Genomic DNA, 11,945 nt, shown 5'->3' on the forward strand with positions numbered 1-11,945 from the left:
CACCCCACCGGCGGCCTCACCCTCACCCTCCACTTTCCCTGAGCCAAGCCCGGCCTCGGGCCGTCTGCATTGAACCCGCGGACGGTGACGGAGATCCTGGGGCACTCGCAGATCGGCCTCACGACGAACGTCCACACCCACGTAGGCCACGACAGCCGAGGGAGGCCATGAGCCACACGGACCGGCTTCTGGAGCACCGTGGGTGAGGAGACTGCCGTCACCCGCTGCCGTCAAGGGGCCCCGGACCATGATCTTGGGTTCTAACGGTCCTCGCAACACCCGCTTTCAAAGAGGGATCGAATCCTTGCCGGGTAATGCCGCAGGCTGCCGCGTGGAGCCGTTGTACCTGGTCAGCGCCACGCGGCCTCGTGTGAAGTCCTGCTCGTTGACATCTGGTGCCGGACTGTTCGCTCACGCATCGACGCGTCCGGACGCTCTCGCCCACGGTGGAGCGGGCACTGACGCACGCGAGCCCAGCAGGATCCGCGAGAAGCTAGCTGCGCTGACGCAGCTGTTGGACTACCGGCACCACGGCGAAGCAGAGCAGCGCGGTTCCCCCGAACGCTGCACCTGCCGAGAGCAGGGCTCCGGAAGCTGGGGTGCCGTCGAGGACCTTGAGAAACCCGACGCATACCGCCACAAGGACCGAGCACAGCACCATGACCAGCAGCCAGGGAATCCAAGAACTGTTCGCGGGCTCCGAGACCGACGTAGGAGGGGTCGCAGCAGGCGATCGGTGCTGGGCGTTCACAGCGACACTTCCTTCTCGAATCGGCGGCGAGGGATGATGCCAGGGACGGGGGCGGTAGATGGGCCCAGCAGCGCACCAGCCAAGGCGATGCGGGTGTGCCGCGCTGAGGCAGCGACGGCCAGATGTGCGCGGTCCAGCTCATCAAGGCCGTTCAGCGCGGCCACGATCTCCTGCTGCTCAGCCGGCTCCGGTAGTGGAATACGCAGCGACCCGAGGGATTCGGATCGGAGTGACGGGGCAGCGGTGGCGGCGGCTCGGTCCCGCATCCAGGCAATCGACTCCTCCAGGCACAGGTAGTGGAGCAGGTACTCCGGAAGTACTCGCTCCATCAGCGCCTCCTGCACGCGGAGCCGGAGGACATTGGGGCTCATCAGCCAGCCGGCTTGATGCTGCTGTACCAGCGCTGGCGGAGCGATCGCACCAGAGCGGACACAAACGATGTCCTTGTGCCGCAGCTCGAAGTTCCTCAGTCGTCGAGCCGTCTCCGCTGTGACCCGCTCGTCCGCCTCGTCACTGATACACCGGTCCTTGAGATGCCGCGGGAACACCACGGGAACGGGGCCGCGGGTGCTGCGCTGCTTCTTGCCCAGCTTTGAATAGGACGGTCCGGCCTGTATCTCGCACAGCGAGTCGAGGCTGGCCGAGGAGGCCGGCTGGTTCCCTTGGCGCAGCGGTACCCGGTCCCCGACGAACGGCAGTTGAGCGGCGGCGTCCTGGACATCACGTAGGTGCTCTTCGGCGCCGCTCAGCCGCTCCCGGGCAATCACAAACTCGCGCTCGATACCTTTTCCCGCATCGCTCGAGCGTTCGACATGGTCGAGAGGGTTGAGCGAGTGGTCGCTGTATCGCAGTTCCTCCCGGGATACCAGGGCGGTAGGCACCTGGTGCTCCGTGCTTGTCGTCCCGAGGAGAGGAGCGGCCCCTGCCGCGTTCCTGTGAGCGCGGTAGGCATCGAGAAGAGATTCGGTGTCCCGGGCGCTGAGGACCCGACGCGATCCGTTCTTCGCTCCCAGGTGCCGTGCGTCGAGGAACAGGGTGCTGTCGCAGGGGTTCTCGGGGTGGCGCAGTATCCACACAGAAACCGGTACGGCAGTGCCGGTGAACAACTGGGCCGGCAGGGCGACGACACAGTCGACGACTCCGCGCTCCACCAGATTCCGCCGAATACTCTGCTCGGCTCTGTGACCGGAGTTGCCTGCCTTGTTGGGCATGATGATCGCGGCTCGGCCCCCCTCGCGTAGCCTCGCCAGGCAGTGCTGGACCCAGGCAAGGTTGTCGTTGTCGAGCGGTGGAGCCCCGTACGCCCACTGCCCCTCGCCGCGCTCCCCTCGGCCGGGGTCGCTCATGTTGAACGGTGGGTTGGTGAGCACGATGTCGAACGACTCCAGCGGAGCCCGCCTCGGGCCGCCGTTGTGCCAGGGCGGTGAGTGCTTCAGGTCGAGAGCAGGGGAGACGCCATGAAGTAGAAGATTCATGGTCGCCAGTCGCCATGTGTCGGCTCGCCGTGTCTCGCCGTAGGTCCGCAGCGTCTTCTCGCGTGGCAGACCGTCCTCGTCCACGGCGCAGGCGGCCGTGGCCTCGATGAGGAATCCTCCGTCGCGGGCGTACGGGTCATAGACGGACTCCGGTTCGCCCGGGCCGAACTCCGAGCAGGCCAGCTGTGTCATCAGCCGAACCACAGGGCGAGGAGTGAAGAACTCGCCGCTGCCCAACGCAGCTCGCTGCTCGTACTCGTCGAGGAAGAGCCCGAACACGTCCTCGGTGAGGCGGCTCATCGCATCCACGACGTTGCGAAGGTCACGAGCGGTCCGGGGCTCCAGACGCCCCAACGCCTCCTGCATGCTCGAATGGACGCCGAGGTCACGCATGTCCTCGTCGGCCGCGCGGCCGACTTCCCGGAGCAACTGGGCCGCCTCATCGAGGCTGTTGAGAGTGCGGGCACGGGCGGCCAATGCGTCGAAGCGGTCCGCGGCGGCGCCGCGGAGATAGTGGAGGCAAGCCAGCAGGTTCAGATAGTCGAGCACGCTGGCCGCCCCCCGTATTCGGCCGATGAGGCTGCCCATCAGATGGTTTGCGATCTGTCGGTTCTCGGGGCGGGGTTCATCGACAGCGCCGGTCGGCATGCGGTACGACGACCCGGTGCCGAGACGGCGCTTCGCCGCGTCGGCTGGAGGCCTACCGGCTGGCTCCCGCATCCGGGCACGGCTCCCGTAACTGGCGCCGACAAGCTCGCCTGCGACGAGTCGCTCGGGCGGTACCGGCCTCCGGTCCAGCCACTCCATGATCTCCGACCGGCGAAAGTAGTCCTGTCCGTTGGAGCGTCGTGCCGAGGGGAAGTCGGTCTCCTGCCTTTCCCAGGCTGTTACTGTCGGTCGGCTTACGCCTGCGAGTGCGGCGATCTGTGCTCGCCGGAGCAATGGATCGTCACCGGTCGGCGGATACGACATGAGTGCGGGCCCCTTCAACTGCGCCATCAGAAGTGGTTGTTGGAGAGTGAGCCTAGAAGCGCACGACTTCACGAACCAACTGCGCACCTGGAGTGCGCAGATTGTGCAGGCGTCAGAATCAAGGGCGTTCGAGAGTCGGCCAGCCCTCTGTGGCAACGTTCCAGTGGCTCTCCCGGGGGTTTCGATCGCCGCACGCCGATCGAATAGGGTTTTGGGGTCAGGCTGCCCGCTCGAGCGCATGGTGTCTGGTAGGGCGTTGTCGCCGGGTTGATCCACCTCCCCACAGGCGCGGCGATCACCAGCCTGTTGGGTACGGCGCTACCTCAGCTATGCAAAATGACCATGGACAGCACGACCACTCGTGGCGGAAGGTGCCCGTCGATGTGCGGTCGCCAGGCGGTCGGTGAGCTGACGAGTCGCCGGAGGCGAGCGCGGGCGGGTTTCGTCAGACCTTCTCGACTCGAACGGAGTGTCCCGCGAGGAGTTGATTCATGTCGTCGGGGTCGGAGGTGAAGACGGTTGCTTCAGCTCCCTGCGCGGCTTCCCGCCCGGCCACAGCTGCCAGAACCGCGGCGATGGCGTACTTGTGCCCATGCAGGCCCGCTGTCTTCAGCATGTCACGTGCCAGGGCGATCACGCGGTCGTCCGTATGCACGACGCGGATTCGGGACAACGTCCAGTTCCACAGCGCCTGCCTCGACGTTTGGCGAGGGTCCCATGCTTCAAGGGTGGTGAGCGCCGAGGTGACGATCGGGATGTCGAGCCGCGGAGTCGTCTTGATCAGCGCAGCCATCTCCCGGTCGCCCTGAACCGCCTTGGAGAGAGTCTCGGCGTCGAACACGAAGACGCGCTGTCGTGGGCGGTGCAGCTTCGCCTGGGCGGCGCGGCTCACGCGGCCTCGTCCGAATGTGACCGCTGCTCGTCATGCCAGCCGTCGATGGCGGCGATGCGGTCCAGCGCTGCCTGCTGCTCGTCGTCCGTCACGGTGCCGTGCTCTTCCTCGAGTCGCCTGGCCAGCTCGCGCAGTTGGTCCATGGCGTCCTGGTGTATGGCAGCGGCTGCGATGTAGCCAGACACCCCTCGTGCGTCGACACGCTCCTTGATCGATTCCAGCAGCTCTTCCGGCACGGTGATGGTGATCGTCCGGGTTGCCATACTTTAAGTATGTCGTGGCGGCCGACTCGGAGCCCGTGCCGGATGAATGCAGACCTCTGGGGGATCAACTCTCCGTTCGCTCACGCAAACGGCCCCGGACGAGGAGTCCGGGGCCGACCAGGAGCCCCTTCCTGGGGGGGAACCCCAGGTCAGGGCGGTAATGCATGGTGCCCCCGGCAGGATTCGAACCTGCGACACCCGCTTTAGGAGAGCGGTGCTCTATCCCCTGAGCTACGGAGGCGTCGGCTGTGAGGCCGCCGGTCGGCGGGTCCGTGGCGCGGTGTGTGCCCGGGTGTGCGGGCGGGACCGCGGGTGGGAGCCGCGTCGACCACTGACAGGGTAGCGGATGCCCGTGGTGGTCCTCGCCCCCGATTCGGCGGGCGGCCGGGCGTCCGCCGGGTGGGTGCGGGCGGGTGGCCGCGTGTGCGTCGTCCTGGGCCCGGCGCGCAGTGGCGGTGGTGAAGTGCGGGGCTGGCAGGGGGAGTTCGTGGTCAGTCGCCGGTGATGGTGACGTCTCCCTCGGAGGTGGACGCCTGCACGGTCGCGGGGGCGCCGGCGTCCCTTTCGACATCGACGGTGCGTCTGCCGGTGCCGCCGCGGGCCTCGACCGCGTAGGGGCCGGAACGTCGCGGCAGGGTCAGCACCACGTCGCCGGTGTGGTTGAGCGCGCGGAGCCGGGTGAAGCCCGAGGTGCTGACGACACGTATCTGGCCCCGCTCGGTGGCAGTGTCGGCGGTGCGGAAGCGTACGTCGCTGAGGGTGACGTTGCCGGTCTGGCTGCGGGCGGTGATGGTGCGTCCCCGTACGTCGATCATCCGCACGTCGCCCACCTCGACGCGGGCGGCGACGGAGGCGCGCAGGCCCTTCGCCGACACGTGGCCGTGCGCGGTCCGTACGGTCACGCGGGTCTCTGCGGGCACGGTGAGCTCGTAGTCGGTCGAGCAATCCCCGGTCAGACGGCCGCAGTTGGCGTTGACGCGGAGGGTGTCACGGACCTGTTCGACGGCTTCGGCGGGCGGGCGCAGCCCCGAGGTGAAGGTGCTGCGCAGGCTTGCGCGCGCGGTGTCCTCCTCGGTGACGTTCACGGTCACCTTGCCCACGTCGACCCGTACCTCGACGGCGCGTACGTCCCCGCCCACCGGTCGCGAACTGTGTTCGACGGTGCTGATCAGCTGGCTGAAGAGGAAGAGGCCGGCCAGCCCGACGAAGCCCGTGCCCATCAACCACACGGCGCTCCGGGGGAAGCGCTCCGCCGTGGGCTGCTGCGGCGTCCTGGGCTGGGCAGGCACGGTACGGGCCCCGTTTCTCGTTCGGGTGGCGTCGATGCGCCATGGCGGTGTGTGCGCGGGCGTTCGCGCTGCTGGTGCGGCGCGTGGTCGGGTGCGCCCGCTCTGGAGCGTACGCAACGGTCGGTTGTTACGAGGGTGCGGGGCGGAACGGTCGCCGCGTGGCCGCCTCCGCGTATCCGTAGCTTCTTGCAAGTATTACGTAATTGCATAATACTGTTGCGTGTGACTGATTCAACCGACCCGACGGGCCTTGTCGAACGGGTGGCTGATCTCGGGTTCCGGGTGGAGGCGCTGGAACGGCGTCTCGCGGATGCGGGCGCCACGGGCGGGGCCGAGTTCGCCCAGCAGTTCTGGGCGCTCAACCGACTGCGCGAGGAGATCGCCCGGCACGAGCTGCCGGGCGGCGCCGCGATGCTCGTCGGCAGCGTGGAGACGCCCGCCGGTGTTCGCGCGGAGTGGCAGGAAGGCGTCGCGGCCGGGCAGCTCTTCGAGGAGGACTGGACCGAACTCGCCGACGCACTCGCGGCGTTGGGCAATCCGGTGCGGCTGCGACTGATGAAGGCGCTGCTGGAGGGGCACTCCACCGTCGCCGAGCTGGTGGAGCTCGACGGGGTGGGGACCACCGGCCAGATCTACCACCATCTCCGTCAGCTCACCGCCGCCGGCTGGCTGCGCGGGGCCGGTCGCGGACGGTACGAGGTGCCGGTCGACCGGATCGTGCCGCTGTTGGCCACGCTGCTGGCGGCGCGGCGCTGACGGTGTGCCGCGCCCACCGCCAGGGCGGGTCCCGGCGGAGCCAGTCGAGACAGGTCCGTTCGCAACGAAGCGCGTACGCGCGTGAGTTGACCGCACGGCGGCGCCAAGTCGGCGCGCACGAGGGCGAGTGCGCGGCGGCGAGGACGGGCGCTTACGAGGACGGGCGCTTACGAAGACGGGCGTGCGCGAAGACGGGCGTGCGCGAAGGCGGGGGCGAATGCGTATGAGGACGCACAGGCGACAAGCGGGTACCGGGCCGGTAGGCGAGGAGCCCACGGGCAGTGAGGGGAACGACATGTGGTGGAAGGCGCTGAGGAAGCGGCAGGGGCTGGTTTTTCTGGCGGCCGTGGTCTGCATTGCGGTGCCGACGACGCTGGGGCACGGCATCTCGCCGGTGTATCTGACCGGAATCGCGCTGCTGGTGCTGTGGTTCGTGTTGCGTGTGCCCTCGCGGCCCCGTGACGCCCGGCCCGTCGGCGAGGGCGAGGGCGTGCTGGTCGCGCCGCCCGTGGCCGGTCGCTGGAGTGCGTTGAACGGGCCGGCTGAGAAGGTGCCGAGCCACGGAACGCACGATCTCGGCCAGACGTACGCCATCGACGTACTGCACGAGCCCGAGGGGCTCCCCGAGGACCGCAAGCGCCGCTTCCACCTGCTCTGGCCGCCGACCCGTACGCCCGCGCACTACGCCTCCTTCGGGCAGCCGCTGTTCGCCCCGGCGGACGGCGTGGTCGTACGGGCGGACGGCCGGCAGCGCGACCATCTTGGCCGGATGTCGACGCTGGGGCTGCTCTACCTCCTGCTGGAGGGGCTGGTGCGCTCCATGGGTGGCTACCGCTTCGTCCTCGGCAACCATGTGATCGTCCGCCTGGACACCCGCCGTACGGCTCCGCAGCAGCGCGCGGGGAGCCTCCCGGGAGCGGAAGACGCAGGGGAAGAGGCGGCGGAGAGTGCCGGGGGAGGCGCGGACTGCGAGGTGTACGCGGTGCTGGCTCATCTGCGCCGCGGTTCGCTGAGGGTCGCGGTGGGGGACAGAGTCGCCGAGGGGCAACGGCTCGGGGAGTGCGGCAACTCCGGCAACTCCTCCGACCCGCATCTGCACTTCCACCTCATGGACGGCGAGGAGCCGACCGGCGCCAGAGGTGTGCCCTTCAACTGGCGCTACCGGGACGAGGACGGGACTGAGCGCGTCGGTGTCCCGCGCAACGGCCCGGCGTTCCGCATGGTGGCTCCGGCGTCGGGCACCTCGGCCCCGCCTCCGGGCGCTCGCCCCTGACCGCGGGGCGGGGCTGTACGGAGCGCGGAGGTCGGTGCCGCGCGGCCGAACAGCGCGACGCCGGTGGGTGGTTGAGGCGACCTGGCCGTGGGCGCCGGGGCGGTGCTCCGGGAGCTCCGGGGCGGTGGCCGACCAGCCGGTGCCTGTGCTGGGCCGTGCTGGGCTGTGCTGGGCTGTGCTGGGCGAGCGTGGCCGACCCCCGGCGAGCGTGGCCGACCCCCGGCGAGCGCGGCGGTACCGGGGCGAGCGTGGCGGTGAGGGGCGCGTCGGCGTGTATGGCGAGCGTGGCGGTGCGGGGCTGACGCGGCGGGTGCCGGCGGTGAGGGAGGCCGGTGCCGCTCTTCCGTGGCCCGCTGGATGTGTACCCAGCCGCGCAACGGGAACCCGGCCGGTAGGCAGGAGTCGGCGGTACGGGCCTGGCAGTAGCCGGGCGTACGAGCCGCTCGCGACCGGCTCGTACGGGAGCCCGTTGCGCCCGGTGGGCAACCAATCGCCGGGTGGGAATCGTCCTACCGGGTGGAGAGCAGTCGAAGACGTCACTCTCCACGGGGCAGAAGCGCGGGAACGCTTGTGACAGCCGTCTCACTGACGGCGGGGACGCGGCCCGCGGCGAACGCAGTCGGTCGTCCGTATCCGGCTTGACCTGGAGTTCCGCGCGTCTTGAAGACGCCCGGCCGGGGAGCTGTGGGGAGGCAGGGTACTGCACGTTCCGAAAAATGATGCGCCGGTTGGGAATTCTGTCCCGATTCACGTCGTTGTGATGTACGTGGGCAGAGGCCAATCAGGAGGGGTCGAGCCCGCCACCGACCAGTAGTCGAACCACTCGCAAGGGAGCACGCATGGCAACCCGTGCCGTCGCCCGTCGTCAGTCCACCGCCCAGGGTTCTGACACGGCCAGCAGTGCGCGCGCAGGCGGCGAGACTGCCGACCGCGACCTGGTCGGCATGTACCTGGACGAGATCGCACGCACCCCGCTGCTCGACGCCGCAAAGGAAGTGGAGCTCTCGCTCGCCATCGAGGCCGGTGTGTACGCGCACCGGATTCTCGACGGGCTCGAGGAGCCGACCGCCAAGGACGCGCCCAGCGCCACCGCCGGCAGAGACGAGCTGGAGCTCGTAGTCGCCGAGGGCGAGCGCGCCAAGGAGACCTTCATCCGTTCCAACCTGCGACTCGTCGTCGCGGTTGCCAGGCGGTACCCGCGAAGTGGGCTCCCGCTGCTCGACCTGATCCAGGAGGGGAACGCTGGCCTGGTCCGCGCGGTGGAGAAGTTCGACTACCGCAAGGGCTTCAAGTTCTCCACCTATGCCACCTGGTGGATCCGGCAGGCGATCACCCGGTCCATAGCGGACCAGTCCCGGACGATCCGGCTGCCCGTCCACCTGGTCGAGGAGCTCGGCCGCATCCGGCGCGTGCAGCGGGAGTTCAACCGTGAGCACGGCAGGGATGCCGAGCCCGCTGAGATCGCCGCCGAGCTCGACACCAAGCCCGAGCGCGTCGTCGACGTGCTGGACTGGGCGCGCGACCCGGTCAGTCTCAACATGGCCGTGGACGACGCCGGTGAGACCCAGTTCGGCGACCTGCTGGAGGACAGCGGGGCGATCTCGCCCGAGCAGTCGGTGCTCACGCTGCTGCGCAGCGAGGAGTTGGAGAGCCTGATCGGCCGGCTCGACCAGCGCACCGCCTCCATCATCCGCGCCCGCTACGGCATCCTCGACGGCAAGGAGCGCACCCTCACCGAGGTCGGCAAACAGCACGGGCTGACTCGTGAGCGGATTCGGCAGATCGAGAAGCACGCGCTGCTGGAGCTGAAGAAGCTCGCGCACGACACCGGTTTCGACGCGGCTGCGTAGCCCGCGCCCGGCTGCCGTTCCGGAGCCGGGCCCGGGCTGCCGGTCCGGCTCGGAGGCCGTATGGCGAGCGGGGTGGCGGGTGGCGGTGAGAAGTGAAGAGCCAGCGGGTCGTATCGCGGCCCGCCTCGAGGAGCCCCCGGTGGCGGACCCCCGCCGTCCCCGGGGGCTCCGCCCTGTCCGGGCCCCTTGTCGGCTCCTGGTTTCCGCGCCCGTCCCCGGGTTCTGCGTCGGTGGCGTACGGGACGGGAGGCCACGGGGTGGCCGGGTGCCCGCCCGACCGCGGGCGCGGGTGCCGGACTCTGCTGCCGGCCCGGCCCGGGCCGTTTCGGTCGGGTCGCGTCGGTCGGGTCGCGTCCGCCGGGTGGTTCGGCCGGGTCGCGTCGCGTCGGCCGGCCGGGGTCGGCCGCGTGGGAGCGAAGAGTGGCGCGGGCGGCGCGGCTCTGACCACCGGCCCTCGGTAATGCCCGAACGTGCCCAGGTGAATGTCCGTACGTGTTTACTTCGCCTGGGTTCGGGCGTAGCGTGACGCCTCCACCGGAGTCGGGCAGGGGAAACGGACCCAGTCACAGATGTACGCAGCCGAACGCCAGCAGGAGATCGTCCGCATCGCCAGGGAGAGCGGGCGGGTGGACGTGGTGTCGCTCGCAGCCGAGTTCCGGGTCACCGCCGAGACCGTACGGCGCGACCTCAAGACGCTCGACCGTGCCGGGATGCTGCGGCGGGTGCACGGCGGCGCGATCCCCGTCGGGCACTTCGAACTCGAACCCGACCTCAGCGAACGCGAGAGCACCGCCGGCGAGGAGAAGGCCCGGATCGCGCAGGCCGCCCTGGAGGAGCTTCCGGCCGACGGCAGCGTCGTGCTCGACGCCGGCACCACCACCGGACAGCTCGCCGCGGCCTTCCCGCTCGCGGCCGAACTCACCGTGCTCACCCACGCGTTGCCGCTCGCCGCGCGGCTGGCCGACCACCCCGCGATCGATCTCCACCTGGTCGGCGGACGAGTGCGGCACCGGACCCGGGCCGCGGTCGACGACTGGGCGCTGCGCACCTACCGCGAGATCAACGCCGACGTGCTCTTCCTCGCCACCAACGGGTTCTCACCCGAGGGCGGGCTGACGACTCCCGACCTCGCCGAGGCCGCGGTCAAACGGGAGTTGATCGCCGCGGCCCGCCGGGTCGTCCTGCTCGCCGACTCCTCCAAACACGGCCAAGAGCACTTCGCCCGGTTCGGGAGGCTCTCCCAGATCGACCTGCTGATCACAGACACCGGACTGGACCCTGCGACCGCGCGGGACATCGAGGCGCAGGGCACGGAGGTGGCGCGCGTATGACCATCCTGACCGTCACGCCCAACCCGAGCCTGGACCGCACCTACGAGGTGCCCGGGCTGGACCGCGGCGCGGTGCTCCGCGCGGACACCGACCGGGTGGAGCCCGGAGGGAAGGGTGTGAACGTGTCCCGCGCGGTGTACGCCGCCGGTCTGCGCACTGTCGCCGTACTGCCGCTCGGCGGACCCGAGGGCGAGCAACTGCGCACCCTGCTCCAGGACGAGAGCATCCGGGTCGCGGGCGTACGCGTCGCCGGCCCCACCCGCGTCAACGTCTCGGTCGTCGAACCCGAGGGCACGGTCACCAAGCTCAACGCGCCCGGACCGGAGCTGACCCGCGACGAATCCGAGGAACTGCTCGAAGCCGTACGCGGCGAGGCGGCGCGGCACGCGGCCCGTTGGGTCGCCTGCTGCGGCAGCCTGCCCCGCGGGCTGCCGCAGCACTGGTACGCCGGGCTCGTCGCACGGGTGCACCGGGCCGGTGTACGGATCGCGCTGGACACCTCCGGGCCTGCGCTGCGGGCCGCGCTCGGGGAGCGGCCGGACATCGTCAAGCCCAACGCCCTGGAACTGGCCGAGACCGTCGAACGCCCGCTGCTGACGGTGGGCGACGCTGTCAAGGCCGCGGAGGAACTGCGGCAGTTGGGCGCGCGCGGTGTGCTCGCCAGCCTCGGTGCAGACGGCCAACTGCTTGTCGACTCGACCGGAACGTACTTCGGCCACGCACCCGTCACCTCCGTACGCAGCACCGTCGGCGCCGGGGACGCCTCGCTGGCGGGCTTCCTGGCGGGCGGTGGAGCCGGGCCGGACGCACTGGCCGCCGCCGTCGCCCACGGCGCCGCGGCAGTACAACTGCCCGGCAGCCAGATGCCGCGTCCCGGCGATCTGGTCGGCAGCGCCGTGGCGGTGACCACCGACGTTCCACTGGACCGGCCGCTTCGGGACACGACGTAGCGCCGGCCGACTGCCGGGTGCTTCCGGCGAGCGGCCGCCCCGCGCCGCGCCGGCCGGAGCCCGTCGGTACGGACGTCGTACCCCGGCAGCTGTCCCGGCCCCGCGAGCACCACGAATCACGTTTCCCCCACCTCCCACCCGAC

General features: G+C 70.1%; 9 protein-coding genes and 1 tRNA gene. 5 read left to right on the forward strand and 5 right to left on the reverse strand.

The window, feature by feature from the left end; genetic code table 11:
- Positions 1–747: 747 nt before the first annotated feature.
- From JGS22_RS12640 to JGS22_RS12660, 5 genes are all read right to left on the reverse strand, one after another.
- Entirely contained in the window at positions 748–3,225 is a 2,478-nt protein-coding gene (locus JGS22_RS12640) for an N-6 DNA methylase (protein ID WP_216814965.1), read from the reverse strand.
- Between the two features lie 418 nt (positions 3,226–3,643).
- Positions 3,644–4,090, reverse strand: a complete 447-nt coding sequence (locus JGS22_RS12645) for a hypothetical protein (RefSeq protein ID WP_211042313.1) — start codon at positions 4,088–4,090, stop codon at positions 3,644–3,646.
- Entirely contained in the window at positions 4,087–4,353 is a 267-nt protein-coding gene (locus JGS22_RS12650; protein WP_211042312.1) for a hypothetical protein, read from the reverse strand. The genes JGS22_RS12645 and JGS22_RS12650 overlap by 4 nt, the downstream gene beginning before the upstream one ends.
- A gap of 165 nt (positions 4,354–4,518) precedes the next feature.
- Positions 4,519–4,594: transfer RNA gene (locus JGS22_RS12655), tRNA-Arg, on the reverse strand.
- A 250-nt stretch (positions 4,595–4,844) separates the two neighbouring features.
- Positions 4,845–5,642, reverse strand: coding sequence for a DUF4097 family beta strand repeat-containing protein (locus JGS22_RS12660; RefSeq protein ID WP_211042311.1), 798 nt, complete (start codon positions 5,640–5,642; stop codon positions 4,845–4,847).
- A gap of 222 nt (positions 5,643–5,864) precedes the next feature.
- Between JGS22_RS12660 and JGS22_RS12665 the strand changes: the two genes are divergently transcribed.
- The 5 genes from JGS22_RS12665 (at position 5,865) to pfkB (ending at position 11,802) form a co-directional block, all read left to right on the forward strand.
- Positions 5,865–6,398, forward strand: a complete 534-nt coding sequence (locus JGS22_RS12665) for an ArsR/SmtB family transcription factor (RefSeq protein WP_308405639.1) — start codon at positions 5,865–5,867, stop codon at positions 6,396–6,398.
- A 295-nt stretch (positions 6,399–6,693) separates the two neighbouring features.
- Positions 6,694–7,671: a M23 family metallopeptidase gene (locus JGS22_RS12670; RefSeq protein ID WP_211042310.1), complete on the forward strand. Its 978-nt coding sequence runs from the start codon at positions 6,694–6,696 to the stop codon at positions 7,669–7,671.
- A gap of 839 nt (positions 7,672–8,510) precedes the next feature.
- Positions 8,511–9,521, forward strand: coding sequence for a sigma-70 family RNA polymerase sigma factor (locus tag JGS22_RS12675; protein ID WP_211042309.1), 1,011 nt, complete (start codon positions 8,511–8,513; stop codon positions 9,519–9,521).
- A 569-nt stretch (positions 9,522–10,090) separates the two neighbouring features.
- Complete coding sequence (locus tag JGS22_RS12680) at positions 10,091–10,852, forward strand: DeoR/GlpR family DNA-binding transcription regulator (protein ID WP_211042308.1); 762 nt, start codon at positions 10,091–10,093, stop codon at positions 10,850–10,852.
- A complete protein-coding gene (pfkB, locus tag JGS22_RS12685; protein WP_211042307.1) occupies positions 10,849–11,802 on the forward strand; it encodes a 1-phosphofructokinase in 954 nt (317 codons plus the stop codon). Before JGS22_RS12680 ends, pfkB begins: the two co-directional genes overlap by 4 nt.
- Positions 11,803–11,945 lie beyond the last annotated feature (143 nt).

Origin of the sequence: Streptomyces tardus, from assembly GCF_018101125.2 — a bacterium.
GTDB classification, from domain to species: Bacteria; Actinomycetota; Actinomycetes; order Streptomycetales; family Streptomycetaceae; genus Streptomyces; species Streptomyces tardus.